Origin of the sequence: Labilibaculum manganireducens, from assembly GCF_963665805.2 — a bacterium.
Classification (GTDB): domain Bacteria; phylum Bacteroidota; class Bacteroidia; order Bacteroidales; family Marinifilaceae; genus Labilibaculum; species Labilibaculum manganireducens.
Window position 1 is genome coordinate 2831017 of record NZ_CAXXEE010000003.1, and the last position, 26958, is coordinate 2857974.

General features: G+C 34.8%; 24 protein-coding genes. 15 read left to right on the forward strand and 9 right to left on the reverse strand.

Features of this window, described 5'->3' with window-relative positions:
* Window positions 1-316 precede the first annotated feature (316 nt).
* The 3 genes from ACHZAX_RS10990 to ACHZAX_RS11000 all read right to left on the reverse strand — a co-directional run bounded on the left by ACHZAX_RS10990 (window position 317) and on the right by ACHZAX_RS11000 (window position 3675).
* The gene (locus ACHZAX_RS10990; RefSeq protein ID WP_320019145.1) at window positions 317-1222 is read right to left on the reverse strand and encodes a hypothetical protein; all 906 of its coding nucleotides are present in this window, start codon (window positions 1220-1222) and stop codon (window positions 317-319) included.
* A 605-nt stretch (window positions 1223-1827) separates the two neighbouring features.
* A complete protein-coding gene (locus ACHZAX_RS10995) occupies window positions 1828-2979 on the reverse strand; it encodes an iron-containing alcohol dehydrogenase (RefSeq protein ID WP_320019146.1) in 1152 nt (383 codons plus the stop codon).
* An 18-nt stretch (window positions 2980-2997) separates the two neighbouring features.
* A complete protein-coding gene (locus ACHZAX_RS11000) occupies window positions 2998-3675 on the reverse strand; it encodes a type 1 glutamine amidotransferase domain-containing protein (protein WP_320019147.1) in 678 nt (225 codons plus the stop codon).
* Between the two features lie 93 nt (window positions 3676-3768).
* Between ACHZAX_RS11000 and ACHZAX_RS11005 the strand changes: the two genes are divergently transcribed.
* From ACHZAX_RS11005 to lysA, 5 genes are all read left to right on the forward strand, one after another.
* A complete protein-coding gene (locus ACHZAX_RS11005) occupies window positions 3769-4668 on the forward strand; it encodes a LysR family transcriptional regulator (RefSeq protein WP_320019148.1) in 900 nt (299 codons plus the stop codon).
* A gap of 17 nt (window positions 4669-4685) precedes the next feature.
* Complete coding sequence (locus ACHZAX_RS11010) at window positions 4686-5042, forward strand: arsenate reductase family protein (protein WP_320019149.1); 357 nt, start codon at window positions 4686-4688, stop codon at window positions 5040-5042.
* Between the two features lie 133 nt (window positions 5043-5175).
* The gene (locus ACHZAX_RS11015; RefSeq protein WP_101311321.1) at window positions 5176-5520 is read left to right on the forward strand and encodes a phenylpyruvate tautomerase MIF-related protein; all 345 of its coding nucleotides are present in this window, start codon (window positions 5176-5178) and stop codon (window positions 5518-5520) included.
* A 332-nt stretch (window positions 5521-5852) separates the two neighbouring features.
* Window positions 5853-7163 carry an aspartate kinase gene (locus ACHZAX_RS11020; protein WP_320019150.1) on the forward strand — a complete coding sequence of 437 codons (1311 nt, stop codon included), beginning with the start codon at window positions 5853-5855 and terminating at the stop codon, window positions 7161-7163.
* A 25-nt stretch (window positions 7164-7188) separates the two neighbouring features.
* Window positions 7189-8346, forward strand: a complete 1158-nt coding sequence (gene lysA / locus ACHZAX_RS11025) for a diaminopimelate decarboxylase (RefSeq protein WP_320019151.1) — start codon at window positions 7189-7191, stop codon at window positions 8344-8346.
* A 73-nt stretch (window positions 8347-8419) separates the two neighbouring features.
* Here the strand turns inward: lysA and ACHZAX_RS11030 are convergent, their stop codons facing one another.
* The 4 genes from ACHZAX_RS11030 to ACHZAX_RS11045 form a co-directional block, all read right to left on the reverse strand.
* Window positions 8420-9478 (reverse strand): DUF6268 family outer membrane beta-barrel protein, encoded by a 1059-nt coding sequence (locus ACHZAX_RS11030; RefSeq protein ID WP_320019152.1) that lies wholly within the window; start codon window positions 9476-9478, stop codon window positions 8420-8422.
* A gap of 73 nt (window positions 9479-9551) precedes the next feature.
* Window positions 9552-11711 carry a patatin-like phospholipase family protein gene (locus ACHZAX_RS11035; protein WP_180327387.1) on the reverse strand — a complete coding sequence of 720 codons (2160 nt, stop codon included), beginning with the start codon at window positions 11709-11711 and terminating at the stop codon, window positions 9552-9554.
* Between the two features lie 107 nt (window positions 11712-11818).
* Window positions 11819-14206 (reverse strand): GAF domain-containing protein, encoded by a 2388-nt coding sequence (locus tag ACHZAX_RS11040; RefSeq protein WP_320019153.1) that lies wholly within the window; start codon window positions 14204-14206, stop codon window positions 11819-11821.
* Between the two features lie 200 nt (window positions 14207-14406).
* Window positions 14407-15042, reverse strand: coding sequence for an FMN-dependent NADH-azoreductase (locus ACHZAX_RS11045; RefSeq protein WP_320019154.1), 636 nt, complete (start codon window positions 15040-15042; stop codon window positions 14407-14409).
* A gap of 295 nt (window positions 15043-15337) precedes the next feature.
* On the opposite strand from ACHZAX_RS11045, the gene ACHZAX_RS11050 reads away from it, so the two are divergent.
* The 3 genes from ACHZAX_RS11050 (at window position 15338) to ACHZAX_RS11060 (ending at window position 17895) form a co-directional block, all read left to right on the forward strand.
* Window positions 15338-15994 carry a methyltransferase family protein gene (locus tag ACHZAX_RS11050; RefSeq protein ID WP_101311314.1) on the forward strand — a complete coding sequence of 219 codons (657 nt, stop codon included), beginning with the start codon at window positions 15338-15340 and terminating at the stop codon, window positions 15992-15994.
* Between the two features lie 3 nt (window positions 15995-15997).
* Entirely contained in the window at window positions 15998-16885 is an 888-nt protein-coding gene (locus ACHZAX_RS11055) for a LysR substrate-binding domain-containing protein (protein ID WP_320019155.1), read from the forward strand.
* An 80-nt stretch (window positions 16886-16965) separates the two neighbouring features.
* Window positions 16966-17895, forward strand: a complete 930-nt coding sequence (locus ACHZAX_RS11060; RefSeq protein WP_320019156.1) for a YeiH family protein — start codon at window positions 16966-16968, stop codon at window positions 17893-17895.
* A 101-nt stretch (window positions 17896-17996) separates the two neighbouring features.
* Here the strand turns inward: ACHZAX_RS11060 and ACHZAX_RS11065 are convergent, their stop codons facing one another.
* Window positions 17997-18164, reverse strand: coding sequence for a hypothetical protein (locus ACHZAX_RS11065; RefSeq protein WP_320019157.1), 168 nt, complete (start codon window positions 18162-18164; stop codon window positions 17997-17999).
* 155 nt (window positions 18165-18319) lie between these two features.
* Between ACHZAX_RS11065 and ACHZAX_RS11070 the strand changes: the two genes are divergently transcribed.
* Window positions 18320-18826: a nitrogen regulation protein NR(II) gene (locus ACHZAX_RS11070; protein ID WP_101311311.1), complete on the forward strand. Its 507-nt coding sequence runs from the start codon at window positions 18320-18322 to the stop codon at window positions 18824-18826.
* 93 nt (window positions 18827-18919) lie between these two features.
* Here the strand turns inward: ACHZAX_RS11070 and ACHZAX_RS11075 are convergent, their stop codons facing one another.
* On the reverse strand, window positions 18920-20089 hold the full coding sequence (locus ACHZAX_RS11075; RefSeq protein ID WP_320019158.1) for a hypothetical protein: 1170 nt from the start codon (window positions 20087-20089) through the stop codon (window positions 18920-18922).
* A 228-nt stretch (window positions 20090-20317) separates the two neighbouring features.
* Here ACHZAX_RS11075 and ACHZAX_RS11080 point away from each other — a divergent pair, with 228 nt between their 5' ends.
* From ACHZAX_RS11080 to ACHZAX_RS11105, 6 genes are all read left to right on the forward strand, one after another.
* Complete coding sequence (locus ACHZAX_RS11080; protein WP_320019159.1) at window positions 20318-21304, forward strand: Gfo/Idh/MocA family protein; 987 nt, start codon at window positions 20318-20320, stop codon at window positions 21302-21304.
* Between the two features lie 685 nt (window positions 21305-21989).
* Window positions 21990-22403 carry a Fur family transcriptional regulator gene (locus ACHZAX_RS11085; RefSeq protein ID WP_320019160.1) on the forward strand — a complete coding sequence of 138 codons (414 nt, stop codon included), beginning with the start codon at window positions 21990-21992 and terminating at the stop codon, window positions 22401-22403.
* Window positions 22400-22762 carry a hypothetical protein gene (locus ACHZAX_RS11090; RefSeq protein ID WP_320019161.1) on the forward strand — a complete coding sequence of 121 codons (363 nt, stop codon included), beginning with the start codon at window positions 22400-22402 and terminating at the stop codon, window positions 22760-22762. Before ACHZAX_RS11085 ends, ACHZAX_RS11090 begins: the two co-directional genes overlap by 4 nt.
* A gap of 49 nt (window positions 22763-22811) precedes the next feature.
* The gene (locus tag ACHZAX_RS11095; protein ID WP_320019162.1) at window positions 22812-25229 is read left to right on the forward strand and encodes a TonB-dependent receptor; all 2418 of its coding nucleotides are present in this window, start codon (window positions 22812-22814) and stop codon (window positions 25227-25229) included.
* 23 nt (window positions 25230-25252) lie between these two features.
* Window positions 25253-26074 carry a DUF4625 domain-containing protein gene (locus ACHZAX_RS11100; protein ID WP_320019163.1) on the forward strand — a complete coding sequence of 274 codons (822 nt, stop codon included), beginning with the start codon at window positions 25253-25255 and terminating at the stop codon, window positions 26072-26074.
* A gap of 156 nt (window positions 26075-26230) precedes the next feature.
* Window positions 26231-26722, forward strand: a complete 492-nt coding sequence (locus ACHZAX_RS11105; RefSeq protein ID WP_320019164.1) for a DUF4625 domain-containing protein — start codon at window positions 26231-26233, stop codon at window positions 26720-26722.
* The last annotated feature ends 236 nt before the right edge of the window (window positions 26723-26958 follow it).

Here is a 26958-nt window from a genome sequence, read left to right on the forward strand (position 1 = left end):
AAAAATTAATGAAAAAAAATTAATGTTTTAATAACATTAAAAGCTGAAAAAACGCGGAATAGATCTCAATTCAAAATTGAACACTTCATATAGTGCGATATTCAATTTTAGAATAGATGATTATTTATGTTTATATCGGGGTGAAAAACTTAAACCGATATTATATGCTGATTTTTAATTATGCGTTCTCTGTATTTTCAAGTCAAAAACCGCATACATACTTTAATTATTATCTTTAAGCAGAACTACTACCTTCAACAAGTGCCCCGGTTCTGATTCTTTTCATTTTATAAAGCTTCTAAAAAAATCAACAACTTCAATTCATTAAAATATTATCAATTGTTTTGCTTATTTTTCCATCTACATCACCTTCTGTCACTTGTGATTTTAAACTTAATAATTCCTCTACAATTTGCTTCTTATCCATAACTGATTGTTCTTTCTTTTTAATTTCAGATGTTTTATCATCTTCCTCTTTAGAAGTTTGACCAACCAATAAAGTTTCAACAGTAACTACCATTCTATTCATTATTCGATAGAAAAGAGATGCAGAAAAACCTCCAAGCATTGCAATTAGAGGTACCGTAAAGAAACGCATATCTGAATTTTGCTGCGTTTCCAAAGTTACAAAATCAGGAAATAAAATGGCCAACATTAAACCTGCTATAAGTCCTAAAACAAAACGAATCCAATATGAACTTTCATATTTCGGATCATAATTTCCTTGAATGATGTATTTATTGGCCTGAAATAGATTGCTAAAACATGCGCCAAGCGCTGCCGCTGATAGAAAAAAAATAATATTAAGCAACAACTCCCATCCATGATCATCTAAAATTCCCTTTAGAACAGAATCAGAATTAACACTTGGTGATAAACCTACAATAATGAAACAAGCCAAAGATAATATTGTAGTTAACATCAAACGTCTTATGAGCCCCACAGGACCAAACAAACGGAACAAACTCTTTTTTTGAGCTTCACGATAAAGCAGACTAATTGCTTTTGGTTGAGCGGGATATACTTTTGCCGATAAATGATTGTGCAATTCCAAAATCTCCTTATTTTCCAGTTTAAGACTCTTGCCATTTTCTGAATTTTGATTCATTAATTTTGTTACATCTGATGGCATTAATAATCCTTCACCTGCAAGATACTTTACCATTGCTGCACATTCTTCCAAGAGAAAATTTTCGATGTTTTCAAAGTTATTTGTTTCCATTATCCCTTTAATTTTAACGGTAGATTATTTTTCTTTCGACATGTCTCAATATTCACAACACTCACTTAATCATTTAATTTACAACATTCACATAAAAAAACAATACAATTGTCAATATTCATATATTAAAACTTACTCATCTCATTTTTTTCTAGAAACAAAGATATAGCCGCAGAGCCATCGAAATAAATCACAAACTTAGAACCTCCAAAGAGAATCTGATGAATGATAAACATCTAAAACACAGGAACAAAAGACTTGAAAAACCTAAAGCTGTATTTGGATAAATAAAATAAGGGTTTTTATAAACTTGCAATGAAAGGATGAAATAGTGTAAACCTTGAATTTGGCTTATATGCAACAGGCTTCTGTTTGACTAAAATTGCCGGAAAAATCAAGACTCCTTATAAAAATAAAATTTTCACTCATGAGGTAAAGCAATTTTTGACTTGTTTAAATCATTGTAAATTTGAATTAGCAGTAGTCTGCTAAAAAAAATCTTTTTGAACTTATAAACCAAAAAGAGGATGTCCTTAATTTGGACACCCTCTTACTCATATTTATAATATTGCTTTAAACCATACAATGTGAATTATATGGAGTTATTATAATCTAGATACAAGAATTTCAGCAACATCCTTTACCTCAACATCAGGAAGCATGCCAACAAAACCTCTTTCTTCGAAACGGTTGGCAATAACATCAATACTATCCTGTCCCACATTGTGTTCGTTCAAACGGGTTTTAATTCCAACCTGATTGAAGAATGCCTCTGTTTTATCAATTGCCAGAGTCTTTTTCTCCTCATCAGAACCTTCGGTAATGTTCCAAACCCTTTCGGCATACTGAAGCAATTTTTCACTTCGCTTTTCTTTTAATTGAGTCAGTAATCCCGGCAAAACAATAGCCAAAGTCACGGCATGATCAATACCATGGAAAGCGGTCAGCTCATGACCAATCATATGAGTTGCCCAATCGCTTTTCACACCCATTCCAATCAAACCATTTAAAGCCATAGTAGCAGCCCACATTAAATTAGCTCTATTCTCATAATCAGGAGTATCCGAGGCCAATGCTTTTGGTCCTTCTTCCAACAAAGTGAGAAGTATTCCCTCTGCAAAGCGATCCTGAACAGGAGAATTTACCGGATAAGTGAGATATTGCTCCATTACATGAACATAGGCATCTACAATACCATTAGTGACTTGTCTCTTCGGCAATGAATAAGTTGTTTCAGGGTCTAAAACTGAAAATTTTGGAAACAGCAATGTATTTCCAAATGCCTTTTTTTCCTTTGTTGCTGCCTTTGTAACAACACCACCATTATTCATTTCGGAACCTGTTGCGGCCAATGTTAAAACTGCACCTAACTCAACAGCCTTGGCAATTGGTGCCCGCTTGGCCAAAATATCCCATGCATCGCCTTCAAAGTAGGTCGCAGCCGCAATAAATTTTGTTCCATCCAAAACAGATCCGCCACCAACGGCAAGAAGAAAATCTATCTTTTCAGATTTTACGATTTCAACAGCTTTCATTAAAGTTTCGAAATGAGGATTAGGTTCAATCCCTCCAAATTCTATAATCTCATACCCTTTTAAGGCGTTCACAACCTGATCGTAAACACCATTTTTCTTAATGCTGCCACCACCATAAGTCATTAAAATCTTAGCACCTTTAGAAATGTGCTTGTTTATTTCTGCAATTTTTCCTTTTCCAAAAAGGATGTTTACCGGATTGTAAAAATCAAAATTTTCCATCTTATTTTGTTGTATTAGTTAATCTATTTTTTCCTTTAATAATTTCACCAGTTCTTTCGCCATTTCTAAGTCAGAAGCAGGGTTTTGTCCTGTGATTAATCTGCCGTCAACCACCACATATTGCTGCCAATTTGCAGCACAAGAATAATTAGCGCCCTTTTCAACCAAGGCTGTCTCTAATAGAAAAGGCACTTTTTGATCCGTTCCTATTGCTTCCTCTTCTTTATTGCTAAAAGCAGTCAGGTTTTTACCATCAATCAAAAAAGAACCATCGGCTAACTTTACATTGAGTAATCCTGCTCCACCATGACAAACCGCACAGACAACCCCGCCTTTATCGTAGATTTCTCCGGCTATTTTTGCAATTGTTTCGCAATTTGGCAAATCAAAAGCAACGCCATGTCCTCCCGGAAAATAAATCGCATCATAGTCATTTGAGTCAATTTCCTCAGGAACTTTTGAAGAGTAAAATTTTTCGCTTGCTGTTTTATCTGCAAAAAAAGATTTCACTTTAGCGGCATCCAAATCGCATTGCTTTGCAGGAACAACTCCTCCTTTAGGAGAAACAAAATCAATTTCCACTCCATTTTTCAGCAAATAAAAATACGGAACTGCAACTTCCAATACATAGCAACCGGATTCCCAACCGGAAGCATCTTTAAAATGGCTGGTTACTGCGAATAAAACTCTACTCATGGTTCTTATTTATTATTTAGACAAAGTTAAAGTCTGTTCTTCTATAAAAAAAGTTATTCTTTTTATACATTTATATAAAATAATTTATATCATATGTTGAATCTGGAATGGTACCGAACCTTTAAAGCAATCTATGAACGCGGCACCTTAACCGGCGCCGCAGAAAGTTTGCTGATTACCCAACCAGGTGTTAGTCAGCAACTTTCTTCGCTGGAAGCTTATATGGGAGTTAAGCTGTTTGAGCGAAAACCACGAAGAATGCTTCCTACCCCCAATGGAATTCAATTGTATAATCAGATTGAAGAGGCAATTATTCAACTTGAAAAAACCGAAGAGAATTTTAAGCGAAAAACCCTGTTAAACAGACCTAAAATAAAGGTTGGAATGTACTTGGAAGTATTCCACTATGCCTTTGCCCCAATTTTAAACCAACTTGAAATGGATGTAGAATTTCTTTTTGGTGAAACAGAAGAATTGCAGGATAAATTGTTTCGAAAACAACTTGATTTACTCATCACTACAGATCAAAGTAATTATAAGGATATAAGATACGCTCCATTCTGCAAAGAAGAATTACTTCTTATCAGCAGTAAAAATTTAGATACCATTCCTTTTAATCAATTCGTATATGAAAGAAAGATGGATGAAGCCGAAAAGTGGCTCTCCGAGCAAGATTGGTATTCTTATTCTCACAAAATGGAAACCATAAAATCATTTTGGGCTGATAATTTTAAGAAGCATCCTTATTTCAGACCAAGATACGTAATCCCTAATTTGAATGCCATTCTCGATGCCATTCAACACAACAATGGATTGTGTTTACTGCCTTTTAGTATGTGTAAAGATTTAATTGAGAAAAAAGAAATTAAAGAAGTGTGGCAGGGAGTAAAAACGACTTATTCCACAAAATACTTTGCCTTACAAATGCAAAGTAAAAACCTAAAGCAGGCAGAAGAAATAATTCAGATTATTACCAATAACACAAATCAGTAACAATATAAACTAAGACTATGAGAAAAATATACCATCTATCAAGTTGTTCAACTTGTAAGAGAATCATTAAAGAACTAAATCCGGATGCCGGTTTTATACTACAGGATATAAAAACAGAAAAAATAACTGAAGAACAGCTAAATCTGATGGCCGAATTATCCGGCAGTTACGAAAGCTTGTTCAGTCGCAGGGCAATTAAATACAAAGAACTCAATTTAAAAGATAAGAATCTAAGCGAAGAAGAATACAAAAATTATATATTGAACGAGTACACATTTTTAAAAAGACCAGTTCTAATTATTGGAAAGAAAATTTTTGTAGGAAACTCTAAAAAAGTAGTAGAAAGTGCTGAAAAAGAGCTGCAAAAAAAATAGAAAAGCATTTCCCTAATTTTGTAATTCTCTTATTTAATAATAACTTAAGCGTCCCAACCAAGTTTTTTTTCTTGATAAATTAATACTCATCAGTTATTATTCACGAGTAATTTTAATCTTAAAACTTTTAGCTATGCCTTATTTAAAAGTTCAGACAAACAAGAGCTTTTCAAGCAAAAAACAACAAATTTTCCTAAAAGAATGCTCAACTTTAATATCGATGGAATTAAGTAAACCTGAGAAATATGTAATGACTGCATTTGCTCCAAAAGTTGAAATGACTCTTGGCGGAAGTGAAGAACCTTCTCTGTTTCTGCAATTAAAAAGTATTGGTTTGCCGGATACTAAAACAAAAGATCTATCCAATAAGTTTGCTTGTTTGGCTGCCGAAAAGTTAGAGATAGCAAAAGACCGGGTTTATATTGAATTTATGGATGTTCCCAGAGGTTTCTGGGGCTGGAATGGGATCTTGTTTTAGTGTAATTATTTCTTTATTAGTTAATATTTTAACAAATTGAATAATTTCAATTGGATTAATAAATAATTTTACACAACTTTACCCCGTCAAATAAAAAAAGAAATAAATGATGGCAATTGCATTAAAATACAAGAAGCATTATAAACGCAATAAACGTTTTTGACGTTGTATGATGTGAATTGATGTAAAGCTATCGGATAAGAGATATAAGCCTGCAGAAATTCTGCAGGCTTTTTTTGAGAAAAATAAAAGAACCACAAGCTGAAAGTATTGTCTTTAGCTTAAACATCATCCATTTCCGAAAGAAATGGCAAAACTAAAATTATTAATCAATGAAAGTTTTAAAATTTGGTGGTACCTCGGTAGGATCGCCCGAAAGAATTAAAAATCTTGCGCAACTGGTTCAAAGTGATGAATCCAGAATCATAGTTCTGTCAGCCATGGCCGGAACAACAAATTCTCTGGTTGAGATAGCCGATCTTTTGTATAAACGCGAGATGGAACAGGCAGATGAAAAAATCACGGAGCTGGAAGCAAAATACAGAGTGCGAATTGAGGAACTATTCACAAGCAAAAATGGAAAAGACAAGGGAAATGAGCTAATCACATCTCATTTCAATTACATTCGCAACTTTGTTTACCGCAGTTTTACGGCACTTCAGGAAAAAGCAATTCTTGCACAAGGTGAATTAATTTCAACCGCATTTTTTCATTACTATTTAACTGAAATTGGTGTTAATTCAGTATTTCTTCCTGCACTTAATTTCATGCGGATTGATAAGGACGGAGAACCTGATTCATACTATATCAAAGAAAATCTGGAACGTGAACTCGCTCAATATCCCAATCAAAAACTTTTTATTACTCAAGGCTTTATCTGTAGAAATACGTATGGTGAAGTTGATAATTTAAAGCGTGGAGGAAGTGATTATTCTGCCTCTTTAATTGGTGCTGCCCTGCAATCGGAAGAGGTTCAAATATGGACCGATATAGATGGTTTTCACAATAACGATCCCCGCTTTGTTGAAAATACCAGAGCTCTTAAACAATTGTCTTTTGACGAAGCTGCCGAGCTTGCTTATTTTGGGGCTAAAATTATGCACCCTTCAAGCATCATGCCATGCAAGCAATTTAGTATTCCTGTTCGTTTAAAAAACACACTGAGTCCATCGGACGAAGGAACTCTAATTACCGACGATTTGGTTGGAAAAGGAATTAAGGCAATTGCTGCAAAAGATGGGATTACGGCAGTAAAAATTAAATCGGGAAGGATGCTTTTAGCTTATGGATTTTTGCGTAAAGTGTTCGAGATATTCGAGATATACAAGACTCCAATTGACATGATTACAACCTCGGAGGTAGCCATTTCTCTCACAATAGATGATGATGCTCATCTCTCTGAAATAGAATCGGAATTATTGAAGTTTGGTATTGTAGAGATAGATCAGGATCAATCGATAATTTGTATTGTTGGTGATTTTATATCCGAATCGGCAGGCAGTGCTAAAAAAGTACTGGAAGCACTTGAGTCTATCCCATTGCGAATGATTTCCTACGGAGGCAGCAAACACAATATTTCCGTTTTGGTAGATCAAAAGAATAAAGTAGCAGCCCTTCAGGCATTAAGTAATCATTTATTTTAGTTGTTGTTTCCACAATTTTTTTATCATGTTTAACAGCTCAAGAATCAACGAATTCTCAAACATACCTACTCCGTTCTACTATTACGATATGGAGATTCTTCAAAACACTTTGGAGATTGTTAAAAGAGAGTCATCCAAATATGGATATCATGTTCATTATGCAGTAAAAGCGAATGCTAATCCGAAAATTATGACCAAAATTCAGTCGTATGGATTTGGTGCCGATTGCGTAAGTGGAAATGAAATAAAGAGATCTTTGGAATCAGGATATCCACAGAATAAAATTGTATATGCCGGTGTTGGTAAATCCGATCAGGAAATTCAAACCGCATTAGATTCCGATATTTTCTGTTTTAACTGCGAATCGATTCCCGAAATGGAATTGATTAATGAAATGGCTGCAAAAGCCAATAAAATTGCAAAAATTGCAATTCGTATCAACCCAAATGTTAATGCAAATACGCATCATTACATCACAACAGGGGTTGAAGAGAATAAATTTGGTATCAGCCGATGGGAATTTGACAGTGTTCTGGAAGGTCTGGCATCCTATAAAAACATAGAGTTAATTGGCCTGCACTTTCACATTGGATCTCAAATTACCGATTTGAGTGTATTCAAAGGCTTATGTCTTCGTATCAATGAAATTAAGCAGTGGTTTTCGGACCGACAAATTTTTGTAGAACACATCAATGTGGGAGGTGGTTTTGGTGTAGACTACAAGCATCCTGATGAGAATCCGATACCTGATTTTGTTGCCTTTTTCGGCATTTTCGATGAGTTTCTAGATCTGGAAGCAAATCAGGAACTTCATTTTGAATTGGGAAGATCAATGGTAGCACAATGCGGCAGCTTAATTTCCAAAGTTTTATACGTTAAAAATGGTGTAAAAACCAAATTTGCAATTTTAGATGCCGGTATGACTGAATTGCTGCGCCCGGCTCTTTATCAGGCTTATCACAAAATCGAAAACTTAAGTTCGAATGGTGAAACTGAAAATTATGATGTGGTTGGACCTATTTGTGAATCATCCGATTGCTTTGGTAAATTAGTCAGCTTGCCGGCTACAAAAAGAAACGATTTAATTGCAATTCGCACCACCGGTGCTTATGGAGAAGCAATGGCATCCAGATATAATTTAAGAGATATCGCACCATCGATATTTTCGAATGAACTAAACTAAACGATGAGGGCGGTATTTTTACTAATTTTAGACCTGGCAGAAAGAATGCCGCCCTTTAGTTTTCTATATTCCCTTATTTTAAGCCAAGACGTTTCAGAAGTGTTTTTGAGGGCACGATAAATACTGAGAAATTGTAAAAAACTCCTCCTCCAACGGATGAATCTATGATACTGTTCTTATTGGTCAATTTGCTTCCAGACAGACTAAATCCATGATTACTATTGGTAACATCAAAATTAATATTGGTTCGGTAACCACATTCAAAAGAAGTCCACAACCAGTCTGCAATTCCCTTTTCTATTTCCAGTGAAAAGTTCAAATCAGCTCTTCTTAATTCCAATGTCTTAAAATCATTCAATTCAGGATCGTTAAAATGAATGCTGTAACTACCACCCTGCAATCTTGCTTTTGCATTGATAAAACAAAGTTTTGATGGTTGATACCGCAATTTTATCCTGGCAGGAAGTAAAGCTTCAACACCCCATTTATCAGCAAAAGAATGATTGTAAACAAAAACAGGAAACAGCAATGGATCGCCAAAAGTATAGGAATAAGCCAAACCAACACCCCATGATTTTTTAGAATTCACTTTCCACCCAATTATAGGCGACACCTCCATTTTCAGAAAAGTATACTTACTCACATCACCAATGTGTTCTTTCCAGTAATCACCTTTTAATCTGGCATTGAAACGAAACATGAAAAACATATTCCTTTTTAATTGTGCAGTAAGATAAAGACTGCCTCCAACACTCTTCAGATTTTTATCATTCAGACTTTTATACAAAGGGTAATCATTATTAGAAATATCATCAAAATGGAATTCTTCATCACTATACTCTATACTACCGGCAATTTTCAATTTCTGATTAAGAAATATCGGAAAGCGTAACTTTGCTGTGAAAACACGATTGTAATCAATTTCAGATTTCCCGTTTCCATATACATCTGAAGACGATCGGATGTTATAATTTGTATTTGCATGATAAGACATTTCCAGACCACGAACCGGACCCGCTCCTATTATTCCAGGATTCCAGCCACACTTTAAAGTATCACCCATATTCTGACCAAACACTTCAATTGAAGTACTGCAAAAAAGAACCGCTAAAAACAAAATACTTTTATTCATAAAATCAGGTTTACCAGTCAGTAAAGTAATAAGATTGAACTTATAAAACCTTAAAATTAAGGCTGATGATCGATTAAAACCAAAAGCCTAAATTCACATAGTTTGAAATACCATTTTTCTTATCAGAATACATCAACGAAAATTCTATCGGGCCAATTAAACTATTGTACGAATATGTTAATCCTATTCCTCTAATCCATTCTCCTTGGGTTAATGCATCATTGACATCTTCAACCAATTTACCGGCATTGGTTTTAAGAATTAAATAATTATTCCGAAATAATTCATATTGAAAATCGGCTCGGAAAACAAAAGAATTTATTGACGCCAACTCCATACGTTCCAAACCAACAAAAGGCATTTGAATATCAAAATAATCTGTTTGATCGATTCCTCCCGTATATGACATATAAAAATTAGGTATATTTTTACCCCATACTACCCTGCCATAAAATTTTGGATAAACCGTAAATGCAGAACTTACACTAATTGCCTTTTGAAATTTAAGATAAGCCACCGACGCCGGTCGGTTCATACCATCAAGTTTAAATCCATTATTTGTCACTAACTTATACTCTCCATAAAGACTCATTCCGGTCTTTGGATAATAAGCCTTATCATGGGAATCCAGATTTAGAAATGCATAATAAGTAAAGTAATAATCTTCATCTCTGGAATCCAGTAAATCAAGAGTCGTGAATTCTGAATTAATGTTGTAATATTCAATCTTCCCTCCTAAACCAAAAGAATATGATTCCCGAAATATAGAATGTGTATTTACATCAAATTTCAGATAATTAAAGTCATAACTTGCAAGTTTTTTACCATCCTCAAAAGCATCTACCTGAGAATCATTAAATTCAGCTTCCACATTCAAGCCCGGCTTCAAACCATTATCAACAGTATAAGTCGTTTTAAATCTCGGATTTTCTGCTAGTTTTAAATCAAACGATAAACGGGATCCACTTTTTAGTTTATTCCGAAATGTTGTATTTAGTAATACGGCAGCATTATTATCGCTGTCGTAATGAAGTCCGACATTAAATCTCTTGGTGGTTCGCTCCTTCACATTTACAATAAGAGTCTTTTCTTCCTCTCCTTTCATTTGAAAATCTACACGATCGAAGTACCGGCTGCCATACACACGATTAATCCCATCCTGTAATTTGTATAAACTAACATTACTATTCATCTCCAAATTCAGCTTACCATACAACAACGAATAACTCACTTCATTTAACCCATTAACCTCCACATCTTTAATGAAATAAGTGGATGAATCACATGGAGGCACATATGCTTTCAATTTTTTCTTTTCCAGATTATATTTCTTCTTTAAATCGAGTAAAGTTGGAATAAATGTTTGTGCAATTGCTTCTCCTCTATGAATTAATGAATCCGCATCCTGAAAACTCCCAACTGTGTATTCATCTATTTTAGGTTTAATATAGATATCGCAGTATTTCAGATTGTCTTTAAAATTATTCAATGCCATTAATGAAACCGTCTGATTCATTATATCCAAAATAGACTTTAATTCTTTTTTGGATTTAACACCAGACTGTACATCTACTCCAATAATAATATCGGCGCCCATATTAATTAATTCCTTTACCGGAAAATTATTAATCATTCCCCCATCAGCTAATAATTTGCCATCTATCTCTACCGGAGAGAAAAAGGTTGGAATAGCCATACTGGCTCGCATAGCCAGAGGCAGATAGCCTTTATCCAGAACTACAGCCTTCCCTGTTTCCAAATCAGTAGCAATACATAGGAAAGGAATGGGTAATTTATTAAAATCCGTCTGGTCATGATATTCTATCGTTAACCGTTCAAATAAATTGATCACGTTTTGTCCCCCAACAATACCACTAGGCAATTGAATTCCTTTCGGTTTAATCGGAAATGACAGGATATATCTTTCAAAATCCTTTTTCTCATAAATAGGTACAAATTTTCGTGAAACATTATCTGAGAGGAGATTTTCCCAATTCTGACTCAAGATCATTTTCTCAATATCAACAGCGGAATATCCAATTGCATAAAAACCACCTATAAGGCCTCCCATACTAGTACCCGCGATATAGTCAATCGGAATACCCAATTCGTCAATAACCTTAAGAACACCAACATGAGCAAATCCTTTTGCACCACCACCGCTTAAAACAAGTCCTATTTTTGGACGAGCCTTATCGGGCAAACTATCTGTTGCCAATTGAGCAAAATTCAAGAAACTTATTGTGGATAAAACCAGGCTAAGACATAAAGATTTAAATTGCATAAATTTATTCTACTTGTATTCTATTTTAATTTTTTTAAGATTATTGGCAACATAAACTATTCATTCAGCTTCAATTCCTTAGCAACAGTAAGCACTTCATTCTGTTCTTCACCGTTCTTAATTTGAACTCTTAGCGCTCTTAAGCCATACACTCCTTGTAAATCTTCCAACTCCAAATGTTCAATATTGTTCTCGAAGTAGCCCTTCGCTGCCAAATACTCCAAATACCTCTGATACTCTGCCATTTCAGATTCCTGACTAAATATTACGGCTAATTTTTCAGGCTGAGTAAGGCGCTCACTGGTTCCTTTTATTACTGCCTTATCAATCCTTTTTTTAACAATCTCATAACGAATATTGTAAGCTCCATCTACATCAAATTTTTTCTCATCTTGTCTGAACCTTATTGCCAAAGGTTGGCTATGTACTAAAATTAAACCTGTGGTTTCCAGTTCAATTGGCAATGAACTTTTTAAAGCACCTGTTTTCCGGGCTAATTCAGCACTTACAATTAACTGCCACAAGCGAAGATTCTTTAAATAGATTCGATCAAATGTTTTTTGTGCTGAAATACTTTGTCCGATATAAATATTATGCTCTACGCCATCTGTACGGTATTTTTCAAAATAATGAGGGAACATCTTCTGCGCTTTTTCTTCCTCTTTTTCAAGATAAGAGATAACGCAATCATTAATCATCGCTAAACTATCCTCAAAATCTTTTCTCTGCTTGTAAACGATATTTAAGTCTGGATCAATATTTTTATTGTATTCTGCAATCGCAGCATTTATTGCAGATCCATTCTCTTTAAAATGTGGAAAAAGGGATTCTACATCATGGCGGATAAAACGAAGAACGTTCATTTCATCACCCGAAGAAAGTCCTTTCTCAATTGCGTCAATAAAATAATCAATTTTGTATATTAACTGATCGTATACTGGCATTTTACAATCCAAAAATGCCTCTCTCAAAACCTCTCGTGCCAATTGCAATTGCTCTACCAAATCATCTTGAATTGTCCGGTTTCGAATCACCGAAGAATGACGAATATCAATCGCTCCGTACAATGGATATACTTCCCGAAAAACGATTTCTTCCATTTGCACCTGATCATCCAAATCTCTTTTGGCTAACAAATTGCTGGCCGCCTGCTGAAACCTCCACTCCACACTTGGATGTATTGCTGTACATTCTTCTTTAATTGTAGCCTCTATTCTATTTTTTAATTCCTCGCTCGTCCGCTGAACTGCAATAGAAAATACTGGAATGATGTCTTTTATCACACGCAGTTTTGTGAAATTGATATCAAAAGCCTTTGTTGAACCCAATTCCATCATCCCCACCAACTCCCCTTCGTAATAAAGAGGAATGATACTAATATTCTTAATACCCTGATTTAACAACTCTTGTTCCACAGGTTTTAAATTCTCTATTCTCGTAAGGTCATTAATCAAAACAGGATAACCGGATAACCCCGCCTCTTGATATATTGTTCCCTGATATGCATCGCACTTGTATTTATTAGGATCAATGAATCCATGCCAAAAATTAGAAGGATTTTCAACATTTCCCTTAATCATGCTCAAAGCAAGTACACCTAAATTCAAATTTGGCAATGCTAATAATGAGCGAATATTCTGTTCGAGAGCATTAAAATTATTCCGGTTAATTATTGAAGATTTTTCCAGCAATTGAGACTTTAATGATGAGATTACTTCAATCTGAGTAACATCTACATATTTGAATGACATAAATCCACAAAAAGTAAAATTATCCAAAGGAATCGTCTTCATCCAAAAATCCATATTCATTGGATCGTTAATCATTTCTCTAATGTCCTCCTCCGAGGCTTCCGGCGGCTTCCCATTAGAAGTAACTTCTATACATGACTCATCATACTCCAATTTATAATACTTCACCAAACCATTCAATTTATCTGTCATACGATACAAAAACAGATAATCCATATCCAATTGAAAATTATAGAATTTGGGAAGAATCATTAGATAAGCATATATTAACTTCGTAAAAGTCTGATAACAATCATCCTGATTCTTCTGCTCAACATGTTCAATTTCAATATTCTGATCATTATAAATTTTTAAATAATTTGGAGTGAAATAAAAATTCTGATCGTCGAACGGACTTGCTGCAACAGCTATATCTTTTTTGTATTGAGATGGTGTGAAAAAATACGACATTATTGTATGAATCTCATCCTCATACTTACTGACATCCTCAATATTAAAATCGGTTTTTGCTAAATCAGGATTCCTTTTAACTACATCCAAAATAATTTTGGCAAGAGAATCATTTCCGGCTCCATTTCTTTGTTCACTCTTTAATTTATTAATTAAAGGAAGAAAACTCAATGATTTTTTGAATGGAATATGATCTATATTTAATTTCAACTGATCCAACTTCATATATTTGTTTTTAGCCATGTACTGTTAAGAACTACTAAAGTAGTTGTTTTTAAATCTACATAAAAATTAAAGCGTGCCAGATAGCTGACAATTAAAGGAATTTTAACAAAATTATCCGATTTACGATACGAAAGTGCGGGAAGACATTCCCAAAGGATGATCAACCCGCACACAATTCAAGTAAAATTTCTTGAAATTCTATTTTTTCAATGATACAATTAGAATTCAGACACGAATTCAATCGCCTTTTCTTTTGCTAATTTTTCAATCTCAGGAATATCCAGTCCCATTGCAATTCCTTCAACAGGAACAAATTTCAATTCTGATATTCCAATAAATCCCAAAACTGATTTTAAATAACGATGCGAAAAATCCATTTCACTTCCCGCCCCATTTGAATAAACTCCTCCTGATGCTTGAATGTGAACAGCCTTCTTTCCTTTCATTAATCCTTCCGGACCATTTTCTGTATAGTGAAATGTTTTTCCTGCCTGCAATATGACATCAATATAGGCTTTAAGTACGGGAGGAATAGAAAAATTCCACATCGGGTTAACAAACGCATAGGCATCAGCTTCCATAAATTGTTCCAAAAGTTGATTTAGATTTTCAATCTGCTGCATCTGCTCTTGATCCAAATCGTTTAAACTGCCACCATTCTGCAACTTCGAAAAACCATCAAAAACCAGAGCATTTAAATAGGGAACATCTGTTTTAAACAAATTAAGTTCTGTAACCTGGTGATTGGGATTTTGCTTTTTGTATTGCTCAATAAAAGCTCTCCCTACCTTTAAGCTATATGAATCCTTTTCTTCTTTTGGGTTTGCGCTAACATATAAAAATTTCTTACTCATATCTTTTTACTATTAATTCAACACATTTACTATTTCTTATTCAACAAAGCTAGGAAAGCAAAACTCATTCATAAATGGATAAAACAAAGGTATTCTTGTACTTTTTATTTTTTATACCTGCGACTAAAATTGATGAGAAAAAATAAAAACTGGAAGTGAATCAAAAAGATTCTCTGAGATTTTAGATCTGAAAAATATAGCTAAGGCATTCATTAACGGATCATTCAACTAATCTGTTGAATAAAATAACTGGTATAGCAAGACAGAATCTCTTCGCTCAAAGTGCAGGAAATAGATGAAAGCGAAATCTATTTCCTACTTTTACGCAATGATCTCAACACAACATATTCTGCTTTGTATATTTCTATTGTTATGGTGCTTTTTTCACAGCAGTTTAATTTCGAATCAGTTCATCAGCTATATAAAACCTAAACTTGGCAGACAATTCAGAACCTACCGGATTCTCTACAATCTATTTTCGCTAATTACATTCTTACCACTGATTTGGTATTCCAATTCAATAAAAAGCGAGGTGATTTTTATCTGGCCCGGTAATTTTATGATTGTGCGTGTTTTGATTCTCCTATTCAGCTTTTACTTGTTTTTTGCCGGTTCCCGTACATACGATCTATCGTCCTTTTTAGGCTTTCGCCAGATTCAGCAAAAAGAACATCACAAAACCATATCTGATGATGGAAATATAAATACTTCCGGAATTCTTGGTGTAATCCGCCATCCTTGGTATACTGCAACTTTCTTATTTATATGGGCAGGAAATTTAAATACCAGCTCATTGATCGTGAATGTAATTCTTAGTATTTATTTGGTTATTGGCTGTCTTTTAGAAGAAAAAAAACTAGTTTTAGAATACGGTGAGCAGTACCGGATTTATCAAAAAAATGTATCAATACTGTTCCCATGGAAATGGTTGAAAACAAAACTAAAAGGATAAGACATGGATTATCGGGACGAAGTATTTATTGCTGTGGCAGAAAACCTAAATTTCTCGAAAGCCGCCGAAGAACTGTTCATCAGCCAGCCTGCAGTTACCAAACACATTAAAGAATTGGAAAGTAAATTAAATACCGCGCTTTTCGAACGAAAAGGAAACAAAGTTTATTTAACCAAGTCCGGTAAATTGGTGTATCGCAGTCTTAAACAAATCAAACAGCAGTATCGTGATTTGGAATATGAATTGGGCAGATTAAATGAGGCTTTTAATGGTTCTTTGCGAATTGGTGCCAGTTCTACCATTTCCCAATACCTTATTCCATCGGTAATTGCATCCTTTCATAAACGATATCCCAAAATCAAACTCGATTTATTCAACGGCAATTCTTTTGAAATGGAGCAAAAACTGCTCGATAATGAAATAGATTTGGCTCTGGTAGAAAATGAAGCGTCCAATTCCAACATCAAATACATGGATTTTCTGGATGATGAAATTATTGCCGTTACAGGAACACAAAGTGTATATGCAAAACGCAAAAACATTAAACTAACCGACATTCTGGAAATACCATTGGTGCTGCGGGAAAAAGGTTCCGGAACATTGCAGGTTATTCAGAAAACACTCGCTAAGCAAAATATAGATCTGGAAAAACTAAACATTCTGATTCATCTGGGAAGTACCGAAGCAATTAAAAATTTTCTTTGTGATTTTGATGGTATTGCCCTGATATCCGAAAAGTCTGTTAAGAAGGAAATGCAACTGAAAAGTCTTTGCAAACTAAATGTAAGTGAATTAAATATTCATAGGAAACTAAGACTGGCATCGCGTCAGGGCTCTGAGTTAAAAATCCCCGGTTTATTTATAGACCTACTTCATCATTATAACTTTTAGTTATATATAATAATAATTTACAATTTCCATAAGCTATTCATACATCGTATTTTTGTTCCTGAAATCAAAGAACAAAACAAATGTATCAATTCTCTAAAAAAACCAGCTACTTATTTTTCATCGGCATTGCACTTTGCTTTATGCCCGGCTTTTCACCAGCTATTGCTCTAATCACCGGACTCTTCTTTTCTATGTTTGGGATTAAAACCGCCCGGTTTACCAAATACACATCTTCTGTTTTACAGGCATCCATCATTCTAATGGGTTTTGGCATGAATCTGACTCTGGTAATAGAAGCTTCTAAATCAGGTTTTGGTTTTACGGCCATGTCGGTAATATCAACCATCAGTATTGGTTTGTTACTCGGTAAACTTTTTAAGGTGGAAAAAGCCACAAGCATATTAATTGCTGCAGGAACTGCTATTTGCGGAGGCAGTGCCATTGCTGCTGTTGCACCGGTTATTAATGCAAAAAACAAGCAGGTTTTGTTTGCAATGGCTGTTGTTTTTGTGCTAAACTCTGTCGCATTGATCTTATTTCCTATCATCGGACATTATTTTGAAATGAGTCAGGAAACATTTGGTTTTTGGTCGGCAATCGCGATTCACGATACCAGTTCTGTAGTGGGTGCTTCATCTGCATATGGTGAAAAAGCTTTGGAAATTGCGACTACGGTTAAACTAACCCGAGCCCTTTGGATCATTCCTGTTTCAATTGTATTTGCAATTTTCAACAAAAACACAGAATCCGGTAAAATAAAAATACCTTGGTTCATCGGCGTATTTGTATTGGCAATTATTACAGCTCACTTAGTTCCACAATGGCACGATGGTTTTGCAATCTTAAATTGGTTGGGCAAAAAAGGAATGATCATCGCCCTACTATTTATAGGTTCAAGTATTTTTGTTTCTGAAATCAGGGAAACCGGCAGCAATGCTTTTATCATGGGAATTCTACTTTGGATTTTCATTGGAACAACATCGCTGTATTTACTACTAACTCATGTTTAGTTATTCAGCTCAATAAATCAAATTCTGAACAAACACTAATCTCTAATTTTTCCAAAGAGACAAGTACAAGTAATGAATGTAAAATAATAGGAAGCATCCTGTTAAAGATTTTTAGTGCTGTCTCCTAATTTATCATGAGGGTGTCCAAAAAGCATAGTTCCATTGTCATTCTGATCCCGATGAATCGGGACGAAGAATCTTTCACTTAGAAAAACAGATGTTTCGACTTCAACATGACAATCCATTACAAAATATTCCTTTTTGGACACTCTCTTTTAATTTATTAATGTCAGCTTATCTGAAATAAATCACAACATACAATATTGCTTTCTGACATTTTGAAATTATCATAAAATTTCGTAATTTAGATGGAACTATCCGAATTGGGTATAAATACGATGATTTTGATGATAAAAAAATTGCTATGAAAACAGACATCACACATACAAATGAACGGTTTAGCGAACTGAGCAAATCGAGTGAATTTTTAAATCTGATTCTAAATAACATTAGTTCGTGTATTATGCTATTGGATAAGGATCTTAAATTACGGGCTTATAACGATCCATTGCTAAGCATATTTTCCAATAAAAAAAATGAAAATTTACTATATCGAAAATGTGGTGAAGTAATAGGCTGTGCATATCAAATAGACGAACAGGAACTATGTGGTAATACGAGCATGTGCAGAGCCTGTGAATTACGAATCTCGGCACTTAAATCTTATGCAAGTAATGAGGCTGTTTTCAACGAAAAAATTACGAAACCATTTTTTAATTTTGAAGGTGTAAAGGTTGACAAACATTTACAGTTTTCAACACGCCTGTTTCCCTATCAAAAAGAAAAATACATCATTATGATTCTGGAAGACATAACAGAATTAGTTTGTATCAAAGAAGAGATAAATCATCTCACAGAAAATCATGCATAAAAGTAAAAACTACTCCTACCAAATAAACACAGACTAATTTCAATTGAAAAAAGGAACATCACAATGGTGTTCCTTTTTCGTATTTTGAATTATCTAGATCAATTCAATTCCCAATAAACCACAGGCCAATTGTAGTTTCTCAAGCTGATTCCCTTGTAAAATCAGATGATGATTTCCTAAAGGATTTTCTTTTAATTTAGTGATTGCTGCTTGTGGAAGCTTTACCTCAATTTGCGTGCGGCATGCTGTTGCATATCCCGGACGATCCAAAACTTCACCTGTGGTGATAAAAGCCTTGTTTAATTCGCTGTTGAAACGAAAAACAGTAATGTCATTGTAACGGTACATTCCCTGAATCGCAGTTCCCAAACCTGTTTCAAAATGGGTCGTTACTTTATAATCCGACAATAAATTGGTTCCGATTGTACAATGAGCAAATAAAGCAGCTTCTTCAGATATTTTAGCAACATTTGCCATCCACGGAATTGAACCGGAAATTTCTTTGGCAAACATCATTCCCACAATACTGGCCAAATCGCCTTCGCAGCCCGCAGGTATTTGCTGATCGTTAAAAAGAGACAACGCCAGACAGGCAGTTACCGATTTTTGACGGACCAAAGGAAAACACTCAACGGTTAAGGCATCCAATTTCTCATTTTCAACGCAATCTTTCAGGATATTGTAAATTTTCGAAGCATTCAGTTTCTCCTGATGATCTGTATATTCAAATTTGCTTAAAAAATCATTGTTAATTTCAGCATCCTCGAAGCTGCAAAGGCTTTTCCAATCAATTTGTTTCAAATTGATTCCCAACTTACTCATCAAGACATTCTTCTCAACACTTGAAGCAATCAGCCAATCGGAAACATTGCCAATTAAACCCAGCTGCTTTCCCTTTAGAGCTTCAATAGCCGAAGTTACTTCTATGTACTTTGACATATACGCTTTCATTTCCTCCGGATTCGAAAGCAATACAGAACTTATCCCTTCGCGATTCATCCACGCTTTAATTTCCAGAGCCGCTGCATTCGAATTGTCCAATTCATTCGACAGAATAATATAAAATCTGTTTTTTTCTGCCAATAATTTAGCGGCTTGTTCGCTCCCGCCACTCAAAATAAATAAAATATCCGCATCATCTTCAACAAATTGAATATTTGCTTCAAGATCGGGAAGCATGTCCGAAAATCTTTTCTTGCCCAGTTCAATGTATTTGGCCTCAGCCTCCTTAAAGGCCATAATTTTTACTCGTAATTGAATCATTAGAATTGTTTAAAGTTTTGATTTGTTTCAACGGACTTGAATGGCATTCAAAAATACAAAATATATGATCTTCTCAAAGATTCCGCATTCTAAAATAGTTCCGCCATACAAATTTCAGGGACTTAAAACTCAAAATAAAAACATGGAAGGGCTTCTGTTTCAAAAGACAAAAAATCCCTATCTTGCGTAGCTAATTAGCATTGAAATGCACATATCAAACCAGACAAAATGAAGAATTCAGATACTAAAATAATACGTTGGGGAATATTGGGTTGCGGTGATGTAACCGAAGTTAAAAGCGGCCCGGCTTATCAAAAAACAGACGGATTCGAAATTAGGGCTGTTATGCGCCGCGATGCAGACAAAGTGCAGGATTATGCAAAAAGACATCATATTACTAAGTTCTATACCAATGCTGACGAATTAATTAATGACAATGAAATTGATGCTATATATATTGCTACACCTCCTGATTCGCACAAATATTACGCTCTAAAAGTTGCTGAAGCAGGGAAAATTTGCTGCATAGAAAAACCACTGGCTCCAAGTCATCAGGACTGTCTGGAAATCTGTGAAGCATTTAAAATAAAAAGTCTCCCCTTATTTGCAGCTTACTACCGCCGTTCCCTGCCTCGTTTTCAGCAAGTAAAAACATGGCTTGAAAATGATTCAATTGGAGAAGTAAGACATATCCGATGGCATTTGAGTAAGCCGGCAAACGAAATGGATTTGTCTGGCAAATACAATTGGCGAACCGATTCGAAAATAGCACCAGGTGGCTACTTCGACGATTTAGCCAGCCATGGAATCGACTTGTTTATTTATTTGCTGGGAAATATAAAAACAGTAGCTGGCCTCAGTACGAACCAGCAAGGCCTGTATGATGCAAAAGATGCTGTAACAGCTTGTTGGCTGCACGAAAATGGCATTGCCGGAACAGGAAGCTGGAATTTTGGCTGCAGCCAAAGAGAAGATCGAGTGGAAATATTTGGCAGCAGAGGTAAAATTGAATTTTCTATTTTCGACGATGCCCCACTCTTGCTGACAAACGAAAATGGCACAAAGGAACTATTCATCGAAAATCCGGAAAACATTCAGATTTATCATGTTGAAAATATGAAAGAAGATCTTTTAGGCTACAGCAAACACCCATCTACCGGAGAAACTGCAGCCCATACCAGTTGGGTTATGGATAAAATACTTGGTAATTTGTAAACCGTATCGGTAAGCTGTCCTAATACACCTCAACCACACGATTTTATCAAAGCCTGTGAAATCTCTCTCGGATTGCAAAATTTATAATTACGGCTCGTACCCGCATTTATTATTTTACTTATCATACGGTACAAGAGTGAGGTAGCGGGGATAAAACAAATTTGTTTCAATTCATAGTCTGAAACCCTAGTTGATAACAATCAGAAAAGTGATAGCCGGTAATTGGTAACCGATTTTTGCTGTCGAAAATGCTAATCGAATCTTCTCACAACCTAATCCCGATCATTCGGGACTGTATATGCAGGGGAAAGCCTTCAAAAATACCTGATGTTAAAAATTATTTATATACAAACCCACATAGCCTATGTAAATCTTGTGAAGTGTCTGGTGTGAGAAATTTTCTACTAAACTAATAGCTTAGTGCAACCTACGATTGTATACTGGCCGTTTATCAATCCATCAATTATGAATTTTATTTTGCAGTCTCATCATTCTTTCCTGTCTTGGAACGCAACGAACTAAAGGCTCTTTCCAAAAATGTGGTTTGCGTGCTGGTATAGAGCGTTTACAGCATGTGCCTAGATGCGAAGGGATAATGTGCTAAAATTAATATTTTTTCTTATCGTTTTTTCAATATTTCTTTTTACATTTGCATCATTGTTGCAATTAAAACACATCTGCATTTATGAAAGCTGTTGATATACTAAACAGGTACAATCTAAAACGAACAAGTTGCCGAGAGGGAATTATTGATGTAATAACAGCAGCTAACCAAGCTCTGTCTGAAAATGAAATCAGAGAACAATTGGTTGGTAATTACGACCGAACTACTTTTTACCGCTCTTTCAAAACACTTGAAGAGCATAAAATAATCCATAAAATTATTGTAGATAATCAATTGGTCAAGTATGCTCTGGATAATACTGTAACACAAAAAGATGAACATGCCCATTTTTATTGCAATGAATGTAATACTGTAAAATGTATGAATGATGTTCCTGTACAAAAATATCAATTACCAGATGGTTATTCTGATGTTGAAACAGAGGTTTTAATAAAAGGGATTTGTTCAAATTGTAAAAATCAAAAAAACAATTGATAAAGCTTAGAAAACATATTGCTTTCATATTGTTTGTAATTTTCTTTTTTCCAATTACATTTCAATCGGTTCATATCGTATGGCATCATGCGCATGGTTATAAATGCGAACATCACCTTTGTCATGCAGAATCATCTGATAAGAATTCCCATACGAGTACTGAAAATTTATCGGAAAAAGAAAACGCATGTCCAATATGTGAATATCAATTTTCAATAAATAATTTACCTGAACTTTCCGTTATAAAATCAGAAATTCCTGTATTGGCCTACTCTTACAATCAAGTAGCTGCAGTACAGCAATACGTACAAGTATTCACCAATAAAACTCCAAGAGCACCACCCATTCTTGTCTCATAGAATAATTTTCTTCTAATTTTCAGGTGGTTAAACTCTCAATAAATTTTATATGAGCAAATTTTTCATGCTTTTTTTGAGCATGAGCATGTTATGTAGTTTTTTGTATGGGCAAACATTTTTTGAACTTAAAGGTATCGTTGTTGATGAAAACAATGAACCATTAACAGGTGCTTCTTTGTTTCTATTTCCTATAAAAAAAGGTACGGTAACTGATGCTAAAGGTAATTTTACCATTGATAATTTATCAAAAGGTAAATATGAACTGGAAATCTCATTTGTTGGTTACAAAACTCTTGTTGATACTATTTCTCTAACAGGAAATAAAACATACAATGTACAATTAAATGTTTCTGCACTTAACCTGCAAGAGGTCGTCGTAACCAATAATTATTCCGAAACACGTAAAAAAGAAGAATCACTCAATATTGAAATTGTAAATGACGATTATCTGAAACAAAACCTTGGCGGTAGTCTTATGAACTCGCTTGAAAGGTTGCCGGGTATAACAAGCATTGATATTGGTTCAGGACAATCGAAGCCTGTAATTCGCGGGCTTGGGTTTAACCGTGTTGTGGTGGTTGAAAACAATATCAAGCATGAAGCTCAGCAATGGGGCGCAGACCATGGGCTTGAAATTGACCAATATGCTGTTGATAATATTGAGGTAATAAAAGGCCCTGCTTCCCTTATGTATGGCTCTGATGCTATTGGTGGTGTTATAGACATGAAAAACAGAAAAATACCTGTTAATAATTCCTTTGGCGGAACAATTGATTTGTCAGGCAAAGCGAATAATGATTTTCTGGGAACATCCATTTCATTATATGGCAGAAAAAAATGGTTCTATGCAGATGTGCGTGCAACCATACTTGATTACGGTGATTATAAAGTTCCTGCTGACAGTGTGGATATTTATTCATATCGGGCAGCATTGTATAAAAACCATTTGCGGAATACAGCTGGTAATGAAAAAGACATCCATTTATTTTTTGGGATTCTGCAAAAAAGGTATCAAAGCAAATTTTATGTAAGCAGTGTAAATAGTAAAAATGGATTTTTTGCCAACGCACATGGTTTGGAACCCCGCAATGTAGATGCCGAATTGCATGATAAGTCAAACAGGGATATTCATTACCCATATCAGACAGTAAATCATTTAAAGGTCACGAATTCAAGTAATTTCCAGTGGAAACAATTGAAATTTGATCTGGATTTGGGTTTTCAGCGTAATTTCAGGAAGGAATGGAGTCAATACGTTAATCATGGTTATATGCCACCAATTTTCCCTGACACATTAAATTTTAATCCCGACCTTGAACGACAATTTGAAAAATATGTGTATTCGGGGAATCTAAAGTTATCCTATCAATGGAGTGATAAAACACAATTTAATTTTGGAATAAACAGTGAACATCAGGACAACCGTATTGATGGCCGTGGTTTTATAATTCCGGCTTATCAGCTGATGCAAATAGGTGGTTTTGTTTTTGCAAAACATTCAATTTCAGACAAAAGTATGGTTCAATTGGGTATTCGTTATGACCATGGTCATATAATTACCGACGAATATTTTGATTGGTTTCCATCCCCGGTTGTTGAAAGTGGTAGTACGAGCATGCCGTATTTGCAAAGAGCAGGAAATATTCACCGTAGTTTTTCAAATCTAACATGGTCTGTTGGGTATAATTACAATTCCGGGAAGTGGTCATATAAAACCAATATTGGTAAAAGTTTCCGCATGCCAATTGCTAAAGAATTGGCTGCAAATGGTGTCAATTACCATCATTTTAGTTACGAGGTGGGTAAGGCTGATTTATCTCCTGAAATATCATATCAACTTGATGCAGGCATAGAATATAGTTCAGAGAAATTTGCAGTTGAAACCACACCTTTTCTAAATTATTTTTCCAATTACATTTATTTGAACCCTAGTTCGGAACACGACAGACTTTACGGCAACGGAAACCAGATTTATTTTTACACCCAGGCTAAGGTTTTTAGATATGGTGCCGAAATACATGCACACTACGAATTATTTAAATCCCTGCAATTCGGCATTATCGGCGAATATGTTTATTCAGAGCAGCTTTCAGGTGAAAAAAAAGGCTTTACCCTGCCTTTTTCACCACCTCCTTCTGGTATTTTCAATATCAAATATCACAGGGATAAAATAAAGTTTGTTGAACAAGCCTATTTATCCATTGATTACAGGATTACAGCAGCTCAAAATAATATTGTGCCACCAGAAAAAACTACCGATGGGTATCAGGTAGTTAATATTGGATTTGGGGGAGATATTGCAATAAAAAAACAAAAAGTAACTATTTCATTACAGATTCAAAACTTATTAAACACTAAGTATTTTAATCACACCAGCTATTATCGGCTGATAAATGTGCCTGAACCAGGAAGAAATTTTATTGCGAATATTTCCATTCCCTTTTCAGGAAAAATAAAAAACAAATAGATATGTTAAACACATTTAGAATTATGAACACAAGAGTATTTTTGATTGTAATTGCTTTCGCGGCAGGTTTATTTTTTACCTCATGTGAAAAAGATGATGATGTAGCTCCAAAACCTATTATCAATAATTTAGAATTAGGTATCGGTAACAGCCATGTAGCATACATTGGCGCTGATTTACATATTGAAGCAGAAATTGTTGCTGAAGGGAAAATAGACAAAATAACAGTCGAAATTCATCAGGAGGAAGGCAGCACCGATGAAATTGTAGTTGGATATGATGAGTTTGCCGGGCTCAAAAACACTACGTTTCATAAGCATGTTGATATTCCTGCCACAACGGTTGCCGGCACATACCATTGCCACATTACTGTAACCGACATGGATGGCAACTCGACAACGGTAGAAGAAGAAGTATCAATTGAGGCAATGGTTGATGATAAAGCTCCGGTAATAACCATTTCATCATCACCGGAAAATGGAAAGAACTTTGCTAATGGTGAAACAATTTCCATTTCAGGTTCAATTACCGATAATATTTCATTGGCTGGTTTGGTAGTAGCTTTGGTTTATGAAACAGACAATATTGCTGATACTGATGTTTCAGGCATCACCAATACTAAGGCAATTGTAATGCTTCATACCCATGATTTTGAAGATCCTGATGAAACTGATTTCTCAGCCAGTATCAAAGTGGGTGCCGTAAACGACAACAATATGACTCCTGTTGCCATTCAGGGAGATAATGCATGGAAATCCGGCAACTACTATATCCTTGTAAAAAGCAAAGATGCAATGGGAAACTGGGCATTTTCAAATCATTATCCAATAGTAATAAATCTTTAAAATTATTAGAGGGTGTCCAAAAAGTATCATTCTATTGTCATTCTGAGCTGGTCGAAGAATCTTTCACTTTGAAAAACGGATGTTTCGACTTCGCGCAATATGACAATCCAATACAAATTATTCCTTTTTGGACACCCTCTTTACTATAAATCCGGCATGAAAAATTTAACAACTATATTTATCCTTCTTTTTCTGCTCATGATTTTTAACTCTTGTGAGAAAGATGAAGAAATAGACAAAGAAAAACCAACAATTAATTTGACAATTCAGGATGCATTTCCGTTAAGTTGTGATACCATCTATTTTGGAGAATCGTTTGAGCTGAAAGCTTTATTCTCCGATAATGTTGAATTGGGTTCATTCAGTATTGACATACATAACAATTTCGACCACCATTCGCATAGCACCGAAGTTACGGAATGCAATCTTGACCCAATCAAAAGTCCGGTTACTCCATTTTTATTTATTAATGATTATGATATTCCAACAGGCTTAAAACAATATGAAACCAACTTAGAAATAAATATTCCATTGAGTAATGAAAATGGAATATTTGACGATGGTGATTATCATTTTTTTATAAGTCTTACCGACAAAGAAGGATGGTCAGAACAAAAAGGACTAAGTATCAAAATGCTACATCATTAATCAGGGTGTGTATATTGGCAAAAAGTAATGTGTGTGGCTGCAAATGGATGTTTTACAGCCACACACTCCTGCTTTTGCAGGCTGGATTTTCCTTTTTTCAAATATGCAATCATGTTACTGCTGTGTTGTTTATTCCTCTTGAATACAAAGCAAAAGTATTTTATCCTTTTGTTTTTTAAAATTAACAAAACATTATTTATAAAACTGATTTCAGATTCTGAGAATAATTCTAAAAG